The organism is Rhizobium sp. NFR07 (assembly GCF_900111905.1).
Taxonomy (GTDB): Bacteria; Pseudomonadota; Alphaproteobacteria; order Rhizobiales; family Rhizobiaceae; genus Neorhizobium.
In genome coordinates this window covers 51139-66858 of sequence record NZ_FOKM01000015.1, presented here as the reverse complement: position 1 = coordinate 66858, position 15720 = coordinate 51139, and the positions used below count along the sequence as shown (strand labels likewise).

17 protein-coding genes and 1 pseudogene are annotated in these 15720 nt (G+C 59.1%); 11 read left to right on the top strand and 7 right to left on the bottom strand.

All coding sequences use genetic code 11. From position 1 onward, the window contains the following. Positions 1-84: 84 nt before the first annotated feature. Positions 85-948: an alpha/beta fold hydrolase gene (locus tag BM216_RS25900; protein ID WP_093002102.1), complete on the bottom strand. Its 864-nt coding sequence runs from the start codon at positions 946-948 to the stop codon at positions 85-87. 370 nt (positions 949-1318) lie between these two features. Here BM216_RS25900 and BM216_RS34185 point away from each other — a divergent pair, with 370 nt between their 5' ends. Beyond that, entirely contained in the window at positions 1319-1459 is a 141-nt protein-coding gene (locus BM216_RS34185; RefSeq protein ID WP_177230913.1) for a hypothetical protein, read from the top strand. Positions 1460-1891: 432 nt separating this feature from the next. Here the strand turns inward: BM216_RS34185 and BM216_RS25895 are convergent, their stop codons facing one another. The 4 genes from BM216_RS25895 to BM216_RS25875 all read right to left on the bottom strand — a co-directional run bounded on the left by BM216_RS25895 (position 1892) and on the right by BM216_RS25875 (position 3669). Further along, the gene (locus tag BM216_RS25895) at positions 1892-2203 is read right to left on the bottom strand and encodes a hypothetical protein (protein ID WP_244530334.1); all 312 of its coding nucleotides are present in this window, start codon (positions 2201-2203) and stop codon (positions 1892-1894) included. 211 nt (positions 2204-2414) lie between these two features. After that, positions 2415-2660, bottom strand: a complete 246-nt coding sequence (locus tag BM216_RS25885) for a hypothetical protein (protein ID WP_093002099.1) — start codon at positions 2658-2660, stop codon at positions 2415-2417. A gap of 44 nt (positions 2661-2704) precedes the next feature. Beyond that, positions 2705-3481: an exodeoxyribonuclease III gene (gene xth, locus BM216_RS25880; RefSeq protein ID WP_093002098.1), complete on the bottom strand. Its 777-nt coding sequence runs from the start codon at positions 3479-3481 to the stop codon at positions 2705-2707. Between the two features lie 11 nt (positions 3482-3492). Beyond that, positions 3493-3669: a hypothetical protein gene (locus BM216_RS25875; RefSeq protein ID WP_080573236.1), complete on the bottom strand. Its 177-nt coding sequence runs from the start codon at positions 3667-3669 to the stop codon at positions 3493-3495. Between the two features lie 197 nt (positions 3670-3866). On the opposite strand from BM216_RS25875, the gene BM216_RS25870 reads away from it, so the two are divergent. The 6 genes from BM216_RS25870 to BM216_RS25845 all read left to right on the top strand — a co-directional run bounded on the left by BM216_RS25870 (position 3867) and on the right by BM216_RS25845 (position 7923). Then, positions 3867-4766, top strand: coding sequence for a non-homologous end joining protein Ku (locus BM216_RS25870; RefSeq protein WP_093002097.1), 900 nt, complete (start codon positions 3867-3869; stop codon positions 4764-4766). A 69-nt stretch (positions 4767-4835) separates the two neighbouring features. After that, on the top strand, positions 4836-5591 hold the full coding sequence (locus BM216_RS25865) for a non-homologous end joining protein Ku (protein ID WP_244530333.1): 756 nt from the start codon (positions 4836-4838) through the stop codon (positions 5589-5591). Next, positions 5588-6619, top strand: a complete 1032-nt coding sequence (ligD, locus tag BM216_RS25860; protein ID WP_093002096.1) for a non-homologous end-joining DNA ligase — start codon at positions 5588-5590, stop codon at positions 6617-6619. Before BM216_RS25865 ends, ligD (BM216_RS25860) begins: the two co-directional genes overlap by 4 nt. Before the next feature lie 173 nt (positions 6620-6792). Further along, positions 6793-7266: an Hsp20 family protein gene (locus BM216_RS25855; RefSeq protein WP_093002095.1), complete on the top strand. Its 474-nt coding sequence runs from the start codon at positions 6793-6795 to the stop codon at positions 7264-7266. 72 nt (positions 7267-7338) lie between these two features. Further along, positions 7339-7638 carry a DUF982 domain-containing protein gene (locus tag BM216_RS25850; RefSeq protein WP_093002094.1) on the top strand — a complete coding sequence of 100 codons (300 nt, stop codon included), beginning with the start codon at positions 7339-7341 and terminating at the stop codon, positions 7636-7638. 9 nt (positions 7639-7647) lie between these two features. Then, positions 7648-7923, top strand: a complete 276-nt coding sequence (locus BM216_RS25845; RefSeq protein ID WP_093002093.1) for a hypothetical protein — start codon at positions 7648-7650, stop codon at positions 7921-7923. Positions 7924-7935: 12 nt separating this feature from the next. Here the strand turns inward: BM216_RS25845 and ligD (BM216_RS25840) are convergent, their stop codons facing one another. Beyond that, positions 7936-10605: a DNA ligase D gene (gene ligD, locus BM216_RS25840; RefSeq protein ID WP_093002092.1), complete on the bottom strand. Its 2670-nt coding sequence runs from the start codon at positions 10603-10605 to the stop codon at positions 7936-7938. Positions 10606-11368: 763 nt separating this feature from the next. Between ligD (BM216_RS25840) and BM216_RS25835 the strand changes: the two genes are divergently transcribed. Together BM216_RS25835 and BM216_RS25830 are read left to right on the top strand one after the other, a co-directional pair. Then, positions 11369-12127, top strand: coding sequence for an ImuA family protein (locus tag BM216_RS25835; protein ID WP_093002091.1), 759 nt, complete (start codon positions 11369-11371; stop codon positions 12125-12127). Further along, positions 12045-12641, top strand: a pseudogene (locus tag BM216_RS25830) (DNA polymerase Y family protein); the annotation flags it as partial. The gene BM216_RS25835 and the pseudogene BM216_RS25830, both read left to right, overlap by 83 nt. Before the next feature lie 361 nt (positions 12642-13002). Here the strand turns inward: BM216_RS25830 and BM216_RS25825 are convergent. Beyond that, entirely contained in the window at positions 13003-13938 is a 936-nt protein-coding gene (locus BM216_RS25825; protein WP_093002090.1) for an NmrA family NAD(P)-binding protein, read from the bottom strand. Positions 13939-14011: 73 nt separating this feature from the next. Between BM216_RS25825 and BM216_RS25820 the strand changes: the two genes are divergently transcribed. Further along, complete coding sequence (locus BM216_RS25820) at positions 14012-14875, top strand: AraC family transcriptional regulator (RefSeq protein WP_093002089.1); 864 nt, start codon at positions 14012-14014, stop codon at positions 14873-14875. A 225-nt stretch (positions 14876-15100) separates the two neighbouring features. Then, entirely contained in the window at positions 15101-15418 is a 318-nt protein-coding gene (locus tag BM216_RS25815) for a hypothetical protein (protein WP_093002088.1), read from the top strand. Positions 15419-15720 lie beyond the last annotated feature (302 nt).

Below are 15720 nucleotides of genomic sequence, written 5' to 3'. Positions count from 1 at the left end.
CCGTGCATGCCATCGGAGGGGATAGGCCTGCTGATGCGGCCAAGCCACCGCCCGAGTTGGTCGGGTCTTTTTCTCAGCGAACGCTCATCGTATTTGTGCGAAGAATGCCTCAATCTGGTTAGCAACCTCATCAGGGGACTCTTCTGCCATGTGATGTCCACTTTCGATACCATGCCGCAGCACGATCCGGTCGCTCCAGTCCGACCAGGGGTCTGCTGGGTCTCCGTACAGCCTTTCCATATCGTCCTGCCGTGACCAGAGAACTCCCAGGGGGCATTGGAGGTGTCGCTCAGCCTCCTTGTCGCGTTTGTCATCGTCGTAATCAAACTCAAGTCCTGCGCGATAATCAGCAAGCATGCCACGCACCACCTCAGGGTCTCGGGTGGCGGTGAGGTAATCCCGATTATTTCCTGACCCAATGGCTGCTTCCGCGGGATACCAAAGTTCGGGATTGCTGCGGATTGCAGCTTCAGCCTTTTCACTTTGCGCAAAAAAGAACCAATGCCACCAGCTCTTTGCAAAGCGCCACTCTGCGCGGCTCAAGACCTCGTAAATCGGAATGCCGTCCATGACGACAAGGCCTGACACACTTTCAGGAAAGTCCATTGCCAGCCGAAATGCGCGATACGATCCACGATCGTGGCCCGCGATCCCGAATCTGCAGTGACCGAGAATTGCCATACACTCATGTAATGCCGCGGCCTTCGCTTTTCCCGAACTATCCGCGAGTGTTTTCGGCTGATAGCTCCGCCCGAATCCGGGCATGTCTGCACAAACAACGGAGAAATGACGCGCAAGTTGGGGAGCCACCCTGAACCAGGTCGTATGCGTTCTCGGGTGCCCGTGAAGAAGGAGGATTGGGAAGCCAGACCCGCCATGCCGCACACGAATCTCGCCATGCGATGTGGTTACATACTGTTCAGTGAAACCTTCAAAGAAGTCGGCCATCGTCTATCTTCGATCCCGTTGCTGTTCACTCGCCGGAAGTCGGAGTGTTCGCAAACAATTCCAGCCAGATTTAGGTTTCGAACCATATCGACCCTCTGCCCCGGTAAAGAGTTGTTTTGTCGCTCGCTATCTGCGGAACTCACCTGTTGCCAGAACTCCTGCCTTGTCTAGCCGGCATAAGCCTTCCCGAATTCGTCCAATAGCGCTTCGACGAAGCTTCGTACCTTGGCGGGAGGACGGATTTCAGTCCCAGGCCGGGTAGGCACAGGCGACTTTCATCGGATTTGTAAAGCGACCTCTCACGGTCTAACAGACGGTATGCGCAAGCCCTCTAAAACGAGCTCATCGAACAGAATGAAGGTGAATACAGATGAGCGTACCCCGAAGTGGCCTTGCGGTTGGTAAGTATGAACTGATCGCCGAGTGGGCTGGCGCGCTCGGTCATTCAGGCGCGCTGCGAAAGCTGGCCGACCGCGAAGTGTTGCGAACGGTCATGGAGTTAGCATGGTAGGAGGATGCCGCGGCCCACCGTGTGTTGTCGCTATTGTCCAATGGGAAATCTGCAGAATGACGACCGGACCGCAGAATCATCGAATGTTACGCAATTCCGGGAATGCCCTTGTCCGCCTATTGCTTGCTCAATGCATAAGAGTGGAGGTAACCGCATGCGGTGCAACGAAAAGTCACCACGTCATAAACTACTTTGCCCTTGAGGCTCAAACCAGAAAAGATGCCTTTCACGGGCTTGCCTGCAATCCATGTCTCTGATGACAAGGGGTCCGTCCCCCTTTTCAAGCAAAAAACCCTCTTCCAACTCTGCGTCGCACTTACTGCATTGGTAGGACACATCTATAACCTTCTAAACGTGGGTTACGATCCCGATTTCGTTGAGTGTCTGCTTGTAGCCGATACTGTTGAAAAAACTACAGGACTCGTGCCACGACTATTGCAGTTTTGCCTCGATGGCGCGCCCGACGATGGTCAACTGAAGTGTCGGCTGACCGCCGATGAAGCTCTCTTCCACCAGCTCCATCATTTCAAGGCGCTCGACCAGCTTTTCGGACAGCCGCCTGTCGCCAACCAGCCACCCTTTCCCCGCCTTGCGCTGGCGCCGGAAAAACGCGATCGCTCGTAACGCGTCCCGTTGGCTCCGGGTGAGGGTCTTCGCCGTCTCGGCTGGACCGGGGTGCTCGGGGGAGGGCAGCATAAGCGTTACTTTTTCACCTCTGTTGATGGGGTCGCCGCGGCGGGCCAATCGTTCGCAGGTTCCTCAACGTCTTCAGCCGGATCGGGGTCACGGTCGTAAGCCAAGCGATGTTTTGCAATGACGTCTTGAAGCGTTTCGATCACTGTGACCGTTCCATGGCCCTCATTCGCAAACCGGTCGATAATTTCGGCGACAAGATCATCCAGACGCTTGACAGTCGTTCGGCTTTGTCGGGTCCATTTGTCACGATCTTCGCTCCTCAGATATCTATCCGCCGCTGCTGCCAGTCCTTATATGGCGCCAATAGCTGTCCGGGAAATCGCTCTTCGATCGCGGTCTCAACCATGGCGATCCTGACAAAGACCTCGCTGCTATCACGGTCTTCGGAGGGGATATTTTCGCTTTCGTCTTCAAGCTTTTGCATCAGCGCAAACAGTTCTTCGTCGGTCATCGCCGAAAGTTGGTCTGCGAACTCCGCAGCATCAACGTCTTGTCCCTCTGCCATTGTCTGTCTGCTCCTCTGTCATCGATGGGTTTGGCGATAACGGACTAATCATCATCCAGTTCAATCCAGACCGGGGCATGGTCGCTGGTGTGCTCCCAGGCACGCACATATTTGTCGACACCACAGGTCTGCAGTCGCTCCCGGAGTAACGGACTGAGAAGAAAATGGTCGATGCGCAGCCCGGCATCGCGGGCGAAGGCGTTGCGGAAATACTTCCAGAACGTATAGATCCGCTCTTCCGGATGCAGCAGCCTGACGGCGTCCGTCCAGCCCATGGCAATGAGCTCGGCATAGGCGGCCCGTACTTCCGGCCGAAACAGGGCATCGTCTCGCCAGCGCTCCGGCTTGTAGACGTCGAGGTCGGTCGGCATGACGTTGAAGTCTCCGACAAGGGCGACCGGCACATCGAGCTCAAACAGTTCCGCCGCGTAGGAATGCAGCCGCCCGAACCAGCGGAGTTTGTAGTCGAACTTCGGCCCAGGTGCCGGATTGCCATTTGGAAGATAGAGGCAGCCGACGATCATACCATCGATGGCCGCCTCGATATAGCGGCTATGGCTATCGTCGGGATCGCCCGGTAAGCCGCGGCGCGTCTCGTGCGGCTCCTGGTCCCGGGCTAGGATCGCCACACCATTCCAGGATTTTTGACCATGCCAGATGGCGCCATAGCCTGCCCGCTCGATCTCGCGGCGCGGAAACTTTTCATCCGGCGCCTTGAGTTCCTGCAGACAGACGACATCAGGCTGCGCTTCGGCCAGCCACCGCAGCAGGACGTCGAGGCGACCGTTGATGCCGTTGACGTTATAGGTGGCGAGCTTCACCGGCGTTGCCGTCAGTGTTTGCGATCGCCCCTGTCGCCCTGGCCGGGCTTCGCATCATGCTTCGCGTCGCGACGGGCATCGGCGGACAGCGATCGCGAGACGTCGACGCTCTCCTTGAACTTGCCTTCCTTGTCACGGCGGACATAGCGCTTGTCGGTTCCGGTATCGATCAGTTCGCGTTTGCTCATGGCAGGACTCCTCCAGGGTGCTGTACAGGGAAACGCGCGTGATCGCGAAAAGATGCACCGGAATCAACAGCCTAGCGCAGACTCGCAAAACGAGCGCCCCAATCGGCCTAAGTCATTGAAAAATGATTCGTTTCGACTCGGAACAATTACATGTCGATTCGCTTGAATCGCATTGGTTGTGTCAGGAGTTTTGCGTCATGGTCGCCCCAAGAGCGAATTGGAAAGGCTTCATCAAATTCGGAGAGGTTGCCTGTCCGGTGGCCCTCTACACCGCGGCTTCTTCGTCGGAACGCATTGCGTTCAATACGCTCAATCGCAAAACCGGAAACCGCGTCAAGCGCGAGTTCGTCGATAGCGAGACCGGCGATCCCGTCGAGCGAGACGACCAGGTTAAAGGCTACGAGATCGAAAACGGCCAGTATATCATCCTCGAGCCGGACGAGGTGGCGGCCGCCGTTCCTGATAGCGACAAGACCCTCAAGATCGACGCCTTTATCCCCTGCAACGAAATCGACGACGTCTATTTCGACAAGCCGTATTACCTGGCGCCGGACAAGATGGGCACCGATGCCTTCGTGCTTTTGCGCGACGGCATGAAGAAGGCCAAGGTCGCGGCGATCGCGCGCACGGTCCTTTTCCGCCGCATGCGCACAGTGTTGATCAGGCCGCACGGCAAAGGTCTGATCGCCACGACGCTCAACTTCGATTATGAAGTTCGCTCCTCTCAGGAGGCCTTCGAGGAACTGCCCGACCTCAAGATCGAAGGCGAAATGCTGGAGCTTGCCCAGCATATCATTGGCACCAAGAAGGGAAGCTTCGATGCCAGCACCGTCGATGACCGCTATGAGGCCGCCGTCGCGGAATTAGTGAAGGCCAAGATCGAGGGTCGGTCGCTTCCAAAGAAGAAGGCGCCGGCGGTTTCCAAACAGAGCGATCTGCTCCAGGCCCTGCGCGAGAGCGCCGGTATCGGCGGCAAAGCGGGATCGAAGCCCACTGCCGCCAACGCCCACAAGGGTGCTGCCCGACAAAAGGCAGCAAAGCCTGCCGCCGCGGCCAAGGCGAAACAAGTCACTGCGCCAACCCGCCGCGCCGGTTGATTGGAGGATACCATGGCTCTTCGTCCCTACTGGAAAGGCTATCTCAAGCTGTCGCTGGTGACCTGACCGGTGCAGATGATGCCGGCGACCTCCGAAAACGAGAAGGTTCGCTTCCATACCCTCAACCGCGAGACCCAGAACCGCGTCGTCAGCCACTATGTGGATTCCGTCACCGGCAAGGAGGTGAAAGACGAAGACGAGGTCAAAGGCTACCAGCGTGGCGAGAACGACTATGTCATGCTGGAAGACGAGGAGCTTGAAAACGTCGCGCTCGACAGTACCAAGACGATCGATATCTCGACGTTTACACCCCGCGACAGCATCGAATGGATCTGGCTGGACACCCCCTATTATTTGTCTCCGAACGATCCGGTTGGCCAAGAGGCCTTTTCGGTGATTCGCGATGCAATGGAATCCCAGGACATGGTCGGCATCTCGCGACTGGTCATTACCCGCCGCGAGCGCGCCGTCATGCTGGAACCGCGTGGCAAGGGTATCGTGCTCTGGACATTGCGCTACGGGGATGAAGTCCGTGACGAGGATACCTACTTCGCCGGGATCGGCGATGAGAGGGCGGATAGTGACATGATGCCCCTGGTGCAGCAACTGATCAAAAAGCAGACCCAGCACTGGAATCCGAAGATGGTCATTGATCCGGTCCAGGATCGGCTGCTCGACATCATCGCGGCCAAGAAGAAGGCGCTGAAGAAGCCTTCAAAGGCCAAGGCGAAAGCACCGGCCTCGGCGCCCGCCCCGAGTAACGTCATCAACATCATGGATGCCTTGAAGAAGTCGGTCGCCGCTGAAACCCGGATCGGCAAATGAAAAGACCCGCGAAACCGCTCCTGCGGGACGATAGCTTCACCGCGAAATCCCAGCCGCGACGCAAGCGTGACCCCGCACAGCCGAATCTTCCCTTCGATCCGATGCCCGATCGGATCGAGCCATGTCTGGCCTTGCTGAAGGCGGCGCCGCCGGTCGGACCGGATTGGGCCTACGAGATAAAGTGGGACGGGTACCGTCTGGCGATCCACATCGAGCCGAAGGGCGTGCGGATCATCACGCGGGGCGGCCATGACTGGACACATCGCTTTCCCGCGATTGCGGCAGCTGCCAAAGAGCTGGGGGTTGGAACCGCGATTCTCGATGGAGAAGCCGTCGTGCTCAATGCGCAAGGCCGCTCCGACTTCGGCGCCCTTCAGCGATCGCTCGGCGGACGCGGCGGTAAACGAACCTCTACCGAGTCCGTTCTCTTTGCTTTCGATCTCCTGTATTTCGACGGACATGATCTGACGAAGACCGAACTCTCGGTCCGCCGGCATCTCCTGACAGATCTTCTCGACGGAGCCGTTGGCGCGATACAGCTTTCCGAGGAGGTGCAGGGTGACGGCGCCGAGCTCCTAGAAAACGCTCGTTCGCTTGGATTGGAAGGCATTATCGCCAAGCATCGGGACAGCCCATATCGATCCGGGCGAACAGGCGACTGGCTGAAGATCAAATGTATTCAGAGTGAAAGCTTCATGATCGTCGGCTACGAACAGTCAGCCGCCGCGCGAGGCGGGATCGGTAGTCTGTTGCTGGCTGCCCGGCGCGGCCATGATTGGATCTATGTCGGCGCCGTCGGCACGGGCTTCAAGGAAAAGGATGCGACCTATCTGAAGAAGACGCTCGACATGCTGAAAACTCGAACGCCGGTCGTTCCACTCAAGGGCAAGAACTATGTTTTTGCGCAGCCGACGCTGATCGCCGAGATCGAGTTTCGCGGCTGGACGGACGACGGAAACCTCCGTCACGCCTCCTACAAAGGGCTTCGCGAAGTCCAGGATAATGCTGCTGTTTACGCGCTCGATTGAGTGCCTTCCGCAGCCCCAAAAAAGGTCAAAATTTTTTTCTGACCGTAGTCTTGAATCCGAAAATCTCAGAAACCAAATCGATTGCTGCCAGCCGCTGATGAAAGGGTTGGCCTTGCTGGAGGCGCCGTCTTTCGGCGCTTCCGTACCCATGTTGCTTCAAGGAGGATATGGCTATGGCAACATCTTACGACTATGCACCGCTCTACCGTTCGAGCGTCGGATTCGACCGGGTTTTCAATCTTCTAGAAAACGCCCAGCGCGCTCGCTCGATCAGCGACTGGCCGCCCTATGACATCGTCAAGACCGGTGATGACAGCTACCGGATCTCGATTGCTGTGGCAGGCTTCGCCCTGGACGATCTCGACATCACCTTCCAGTCCAACCTTCTGACAGTCACCGGCAAGAAGCAGGAAGCTTCCTCAGATGGCTACCTGCATCGCGGCATTGCCGGGAGGCCGTTCGAACACCGCTTCGAACTTGCCGACCATGTGCGGGTGAACGGCGCCGATCTGCAAAATGGTCTCCTGTCGATCGATCTGGTGCGTGAGATCCCCGAGGCACTGAAGCCGCGAAAAATTACCATCGAAAGCGCCCCAGCTTTGGCATCTGCAGCTCCGGCACAGATCGAAGCGCAGAAGGCGGCTTAATCGACACTGTCCCTCAACAAGGGCGCCGTCGCGACGGCGCCCATCAACATTCCGGGTGGGAAGGAGAGAACGATGAAACCCGATATGTTCAGACAGCCTGTTTCCATTCTAGTCGGCCTCGGCTTTCCGGCAGAGGTTCGTAGCGTAATGGACGCCTACCGGCATCTTTCCGAGTGGCCGGCCTCAAACCGGGACACCGCGCATTCGATCGCGCTCAAGGCATGCAGCGCCGCGCTGCGTGGTGAAATTGAAGCCGAGACAGCGCGCGGCCTGTTTGCTGCCTTTGCCGAGAAACACGATCTGCTGGCGCCGGAAACCAATGTGATCGCCGCCTCGCGCTTGTGGCGAGACAAGGATCCTCATGTGCAGTGAGGTAGTCCGATGATGCACGATTTGCTTCAGCAGGCCACCAATAATGCGATGGCGATGGGACCAACGGTCTTGCTTCAGGGCATGCAGCTTCGGCGACCGATCGACGTGGTGAGAGCGCCGACCCTTTCCGTCGATGACAGGCGCGCGATCCTCGCAGCGTGGGCGTCGGACTTTTACGCCGTCGATTCCAAGCCCGCCCTTCGTCAGCTACCGGGAACAGCTCCAGTCTCGATCGATGAGGTGCAGGCTGCGCTGGAAGAACTTGATCGGCGCTACGGTTTTTGATCGCTGGCGCGTTCAGGCGGCCTGCTTCATCGACTTGGCGAGCCGCTTGATTGCCTGCTCCAGCGAGCGCTGTCCGTCGTAATAATCCTGCCAGGCGCTCGTCTTCTCAATAAGAGCCGGCACGGTGCGGATCGTAAACCGCTTCGGATCGAGATCCGTCTTCACCTGGGCCCATGTCAGCGGCATTGATACGGTGGCGCCGGGACGGGCACGCGGAGATAAAGGCGCAACAGCGGTCGCCATGCGATCGTTGCGCAGATAGTCGAGGAAGATGCGGCCATTGCGCTGGTTCTTGGCCATTTTGATCAGATAGAGTTCTGGGTTTTCACGAGCCATTTGCAAGCAAACATCATGCGCAAAGCCCTTGGCCTCCGGCCAGGCCAGTTTCTTACCCTTGGCCGCGGCGAGCGGCGTGACGACGTGCAGCCCTTTGCCGCCCGTCGTCTTGCAGAAACTGACGAGGCCAAGCTCCTCCAGCCGATCGCGCATCTCGCGGGCGGCTTCGACGACGGTGGAGAAGGGGACGTCCGGACCCGGATCGAGGTCGAAAACGAGGCGGCCCGGCACTTCAGGGAGTTTCGGCTCGCAATTCCAGGGATGAAGCTCGACACCACCGATCTGGGCGATGGCGGCCAAGCCCTCGATGCGATCGATCTGCAGATAAGGCTTCTTGTCGCCGAAGACCTGCACCAGTTCCAGAAGATTGGATGTCCCCGGCATCGCATGGCGCTGGAAGAACTGTTCGCCGCCGATTCCGTCAGGCGTCCGGATGATCGAGCACGGCCGGCCCCTGATATGATCGATCAGCCAAGGGCCGACGGCCTCGTAGTAACGAGCCAGTTCCACCTTCGTGACCGGTTCGCCATCGTTGGCGTCCGGCCAAAGCGGCTTGTCCGGGTTGGAGATCAACACACCCATGACATCTTCCTTGCCGCCTTTGCGCGGCGGCTTCGCGGGCCGTTTGGGTATGGCCTCTGTCTCCGGATCGGGCGTTTTCACCTCAGCTGGTTCGACCGGCTTCTCGGCGACGACTTCCCCTGCTGGTTTGTCTTCCCGCAGTCCCTTGAAGGCCGCCTGGCGGACGAGCCCGTCGGCAGTCCAGCCGGCGAACTCGATCTCCGCCACCAGATCCGGCTTCACCCAGACGACGTTGGGATCCTTCTTCGGCGCCCCGATACCGGTGAACGGTGACTTGGCTGTTTCCAGCGCGCGCAGCTTGGGCAGCAGGACATCGACCTTGCCAGCGCCGTAGCCCGTGCCGACACGGCCGACATAGACGAAATGGCTGCCGCGGTTGACGCCGACCAGCAGCGAGCGGAACTTGCCGTTGGTCGTGGCGTAGGCGCCGATGACGACTTCATGGCCGGCCCGGCATTTGGATTTGGCCCAGGTCTCGGTGCGGCCGGATTGATAGGGAGCATCCGCCTGTTTGGAGACGATGCCTTCGAGCGACAGCTTGCAGGCCGACTTCAAAACGGCGTCGCCGCCGGTGTCGAAATGCTCGACGAAGCGCAAGCGGGGATCCTCGCCAGCGTCATCGAGCAGTTTCTGCAGCCGATCCTTCCGCTCGGTCAGCGGCAGTTGTCGGAGATCCTCATTGCCCTCGAACAAGAGGTCGAACGCGAAATACACCAGTGTATCGGTCTTGCCTTCTGACAGTGCCGCCTGAAGTGCTGCGAAGTCCGGCGCGCCGTTTTCATCGAGCGCGCAAATCTCGCCGTCGATGATAGCGTCCGGAAGCGCGGCGCCGGATTCGGCGATTGCCGGGTACTTTGCCGTCCAGTCGAGGCCCTTGCGGGTTTTGAGCGTGACCTCGCCGTTTTCGATGCGCATCTGGATGCGGTATCCGTCGAACTTGATCTCGTGGATCCAGCCATCGGCGGCAGGCGGACGCTCGCGCGTCTCGCAGAGCTGCGGCGCGATGAAGTCCGGCATTGCGGCATTCGCTGCTTTGGCAGCTTTGGCCGGCGCTTTCTTCTTGGCTTTGGTTTCGGCTTTGCGCTCTTCCGCTGCAAGGCCGTGGTTGCTGTCCCACACGGCATCCGCCTGCACGTCGCCACTTTCGATCATGAACGGTTTTGGCTTCTTGCCCTTGCCGGCAGCGATCGCTTCCATCGTCCGGCCGGAGGCAACAGAGGTTGCGTTCTCTTCCAGGACTGCCGCGCCGTTTTCCTCGACGGAGAAATCATCGTGGTGTTTGATCAGCAGCCAGTTGGTGCGTTTGCCGCCGTCACGGTCATTACGCATCCGCACCAGAACGAAGCTGCCATGCAGTCGCTCGCCTTCGAGGGTGAATTTGAAGTCGCCCTTAGCCAGAGCCTGCTCGGGGCTCTTGCTGCCTTCCGGCTCCCAATAGCCGCGATCCCAGAGCATCACCGTGCCGCCGCCATATTGGCCTTTCGGAATCGTGCCTTCAAAGTCGCCGTAGTCAAGCGGATGGTCCTCAACCTCGACCGCCAGACGCTTGTCGTGCGGATCGAGCGACGGTCCCTTGGTCACTGCCCAGGATTTGAACACCCCATCGAGCTCAAGCCGGAGATCATAATGTAGCCGGGTTGCGTCGTGCTTCTGGATGACGAAGCGCCTGCGATTCGAGGCCTTCAGCTTCGCTGCGCCGCTCGGCTCTTGCGTCTTTTGAAAATCGCGCTTCTGCTTGTAGGTCGAGAGCTTGTCGCTGGCCATGGCAGTCCCCGGTAAAAATCCGCCTCCCGTCTCGGATGAAGACGGGGACGAGGCGCGGGCCGGACAGGTAAGACGCTCGGCTGCCGTTTCGTTGGCCGCGATGAGAAACCGGAAAAATCATCGCGTTCGTCATCCCTGTCACGTCCGGTTGACACAGCACGCGACCTCAACAAGCAAAAGGCAAGAGATAATCGTTTTGTTCCATGGAGCTGAGCAAGGGGAGTTGGACAGGAGCGCCATCCCTTCTGAATGATCGACCTTGCCCAGCCGGAATTGGTGTGCGCTCTCGGCATAACTGCGCTGCAGTAAAGTCTATTTAATAGGCGGGGAGAACCCGTATGATGTGTCTATCGAAGCGATGCACCTCCTCCCGCGTCGGTTCGATTGGCAGACGTCCTCTCCTCCTCCCAAGGGCGTTTGCGGGAACAGCAACACTCCTCCTCCCAGTTGCTGTTCGGATATTTTCGGAAAGCCTGCCGCACCTCCTCCCGCGGCAGGCTTTTTCGTTTCGGCCGCTATCACGCCGCCGCATCTTTCAGGTCCTTGTGCAAAACGCGAATAAAATGAGGCGGTGGAGTCACTTGGCTCCCACAGCCTAGGCTGATGATTCGTTTCATCATTTCGCCTTCAGCGGTTTAGCGGAGCCTAAATAAGCTCATTAAGACCGGCTTGACTCCTTCAAGAACACGGAACAAAAGAGGAACGTCAACAATTTTCGGGGACATGAGGTCCATGCAACGCGAACCGAGGAGGTCCGTGAACGATGTCGCGCGCCTACAATCCTCGGATGATCGAGGAACTTAGAGACCGGATCGCGCACCTGGAGGGGAGTGCGTCAAGAAAAGCCGTCGTGCTTCCCTTCGGCGTTCGCCAAATGGACGAACGGCTACCGGGCGGCGGACTGGCCTATGGTGCCGTGCATGAAATTGCCGGTGGCGGCTCTGGCACGGTCGACGGCGCGGCGGCAGCGTTGTTCGCCGCCGGCATTGCCGCGCGCTCGAAAGGCAAAGTGCTCTGGTGCCTGACGAGGCCTGACCTCTTCTTCCCCGCTATTGCCCAGGCCGGCCTGCATCCCGACCGAGTGATCTTCTGCGAAGGTGACAAGGAGGAGGATGTCCTGGCGTCCATGGAAGAAGGGCTCTCTTTCGGTGGTTTGGCAGCCGTGGTCGGAGAGCTGGTTCGATTGCCGATGGTGGCATCCCGGCGGCTGCAGCTGGCTGCCGAAAAGACAGGAACAATGGGCCTCGTCGTCCGGCGATGGCGGCGGCAGACGGAAGCGTCGGACTTCGGCAATCCGACGGCCTCGACAACACGCTGGAGGGTCAGCGTGCTTCCGTCGGAGGAACTGCCAGTGGCAGGGGTCGGCCGGGCCCGATGGCTGGCGGAATTGATGCGCGTGAAAGCAGGCGAGTGTGCTGAGTTCGAACTAGGAGCCTGTGATGCCGAGGGTCGTTTGTGTTTACTTCCCCACTCTGCCAACAGATCGGATACGTCGGCATGGAGAGGGAACCGTGCCAGTTGACCAGCCGCTTGTCGTCATTTCGAAATCGGGGTCGAAACGCTGGATCTCGGCGGCCGATACCGCCGCGCGTAAACTGGGCCTCAAGATCGGCATGCCGGCGAGCAAAGCCCAGGCCATCGTCCCCAATCTGACGATGATCGATGCCGATCCCAGCGCCGACGCCGCTGCCCTTGAGCGCCTCGCGCTATGGGCGCTCCGCCAGTACAGCCCGGTCGTAGCCGTCGATGGCATGGACGGGATCGTCATGGACACGGAAGGCGCCGATCATTTGCAGGGCGGCGAAGATCTGCTGATCTCTGGTTTGGTCAACGGGCTGAGAGCACGGGGCCTGACCGCACGTGCCGCCGTCGCCGATACATGGGGAGCCGCGCATGCGATCACCCGCGTGACGTCGGCTGAAACGACAGTTGTTCCGGTCGGCGGCGTTGCGAAAGCGGTGACTGGCCTGCCGATCCACTGTCTGCGTCTTCCAGCAGACACAATCCATGGACTGCGGGTAATGGGCGTCGAGACGGCCGGCGACTGGGGGAGGTCGAGCGCCGTCTGGTTTCCTATCGTTTCCGAGACGGGGGCGCTTTCGCCTTCGCAGACGACCTGAAGGTAAAGAGGCTGACGCTGCGGGCAATCGAAGCTCACCTGGCGGCAGACCTGGACAACGAGACCGTCGCGGCAGCTGCATAGCTGCGTTGCACAATAAATGTTTTCCAGTTGGTCAAAATTCGGGCATAACGCCTCCAGCTGATGCACATGACGGTCACCTCCCAGTTCCGTCGCAGCAGCTGTTCCCCTCTGGAGGTTACAGATCTCCACATTTCATGGGCCGCGGCTTTTGCCGGCGGCCCTTTTTTTGTTCTTCGTCGAGATCTAACCCAGCATTATCTTTGTGAGCTCCACGTCAGGAAGGTCTCCGGTTTGACGCCTTCCGTCCGTGCCTTCTCGATCAGCGGGACGAGGGTACGTTTCACAAAGTCTTCCATTGTCGTGGGCAGTGCCTGCCGATCATCGCGGAACTTGACCCGCCCATCGTTCAGAGCCGCCGCGGTGTTCTTGTCATAGACCCACCGATCAAGCGTCCCAAACCTCTCCCGGAATGTCGTTTCGATCTCACGATTGATCGGATCGACGAAGCGATAGTCCACTTCTCTGCCGAGTGCTCGGCCGATGATCGCGGCGATCTCGTGCATCGTGCAATCGATGCCCAATTGCTTCACCAACCGGTGCTGCCGAGTCGGCGTGTCGAATTCCTTCGCGGCGAAATCCGCGAGGTCCTCAATAGAAACCCAGGGCGCTTTGACGTCGGGGGCGAGCGTAAAGCCGATCCTGTCGTGCTGCGCGATCGCGTCCGCCCATCTGGACAGGTCCTCCATGAACCACCCACCCTGCAGATGCACCAGCTTGATGTCGTGTAACCGGTTGAGGATCTGATCCAGGATATGGAAGCCCTGGAAATGGCCGGTGTCGCCGCTGAGCTCGGATCCCATTGCGGTCAGGCTCACGGCAAACTTTACTGGGGAATCCCGAAGCGAGTCGAAAAACCGAAGCGCTACCGCGGGGTAGTGCCCGTGAAAATCTTCCGCCGCCCAAAGGGTTTTGACCATCAAGAACGCAGCGTCGGCGTCTTCGAAGAACCTGCCGAGGTCACCGTCCCCGGTGTCGAAGCTGCCAAGGAACGGTTCTGCGCCTTTTGCCACAAGGCCATCGAGGGCAGGTCCTCCTCTCGACAGAGCTTTGACGGAATGGCCTTTGGCCAAGAGGTTCTCGGTCAGTCTGGCACCGATCCTGCCGGTCGCGCCAACCACGGCAACACGCATGGCTCTTCTCCTATAGTTTGCTGAGCCGATTTTTAAAGGATTGCTTGATGGGCGAAAGTCGAGATAATGCCATATGATCTCGAAATCAGGCCAACCTTTGATGAAGCCGTCCTGCAGCACCGCGATAGATCTCAGCTCCTCGCATGGGCCGGCGATGGCGTTCAGAGTGGACTTCGCCGATTATGAAGCCGAGGGGGTGCAGCACCAGCACCCGCAGGGTCAGCTGATCCTGGCGCTCCATGGTGCGGTGACATGCACCGCGGAAAGCGGGGTCTGGATCGTGCCACCCGACTGTGGGCTCTGGGTCCCTGGCGGTGTTTCTCACAGCAATCAGGTCACGTCCAATGCCCGTCTGACATACCTGTTCGTCGAGCCCGGCGCGGCCACGCTTCCATACGAATGCTGTACGCTTTCGGTATCGCCGATGCTTCGGGAGATGATCCATAGGTTGGCGGACCTACCAGAACGGGATGCTCGCGACGCTCATGTCGAGCGCCTCATGCGGGTCATGCTCGATGAGCTCGCGCTGATGCCGCGCGAAAGGTTGGAGCTGCCTATATCCGCTCATCCAAAGATCGCCTCGATAGCTGCGGCGCTCTTGGCAAACCCGAGCGACCGCCGAACCCTTGATCAATGGGCGGAGCATGTCGCCCTCAGTGAGCGAACGTTAAAGAGGCTTATGGTCCAGGAGACGGGATTGAGCTTCGGCCGTTGGCGGCGTCAGCTTCATCTCGTCATCGCGCTGCGGGAACTGGCGGGTGGCGCAACAGTCCAGCAGGTAGCAGGTGACCTAGGGTATGAATCCACGACGGCCTTCATCATCATGTTTAGGAAGGCACTTGGGACCACGCCATCGCGCTACTTTGCCGATCGGCTTTTGAACGCTGAACGCGCGTCTGGCTCAATCAATCAGCCCCGATCCCTGATCTCGACTTGAAATTGCTCTTCGCCGATAATATCTGACCATCACTTCCCGATGAGACGATGTCCTGCTCGCTGCAATCGCCGCGGCGTTTGACAGTGTCCCGGGATACAGAAGAAGGCGCTCCCCTCACGGGTCGAGCGCCTTTTTTGTCTCCGATCCGACTGCAAATACGGTGCTGCACCTTGACCGCGCCACCTTTGCGAATGAGATCTGCGGTAAAACATTCTGTGGGAACACATGCCATTTTTTCTGGTAACGCAGACATCGCTGGTCGAAGCTCAAGATGAGCACGAGGCCGCTCAAATTGGTGTCGACCGCCTCCGTTCCGGTGGACAGGTCGCCGTTTCGGTCAAATCGGATGAAACGACGATTACGCACGTCGTTGTTGCCGCATTAGCCGAAGAGCCTCTCCCCGTCGTGCAATCCGAGGCCGCCGATCCATCACCCGCTGCCATTGCTATGCCCGAAATTGCCTCTGCCAGACCGGAGAGCAGGAAACTGAGCTTGAAGCGCATGCTCGCCGATGGTTTGTCCCTTCTTGGACGGCGAACCTAGTCCCATCCTCGGAGTAACCGCCGCCAGCATTCTCCGGTCGTCGAGCGGTTGGCCCGAACTGAGAAATGAGGATTTGAGAAAGAGGAAAGCAGAAGGCAAGAACGGGTCGCAGATCGGTCCTCCTGCCGGCGCTAGCGCTCAACCGCCGCCTGCGCCATCCCGGCTGATTGTCCTACGCAGGGCTGGAAGCCCCGCTTGCCCTTCCCAGCAGGGATGCTCGGCCGCAGTTGCGGCAGCCCGGCCGCCCCGCGGTCCGGGAGGTGTCTTCAGGAAAAGATGAAGACAAGAAGGGCCGGCAAGGC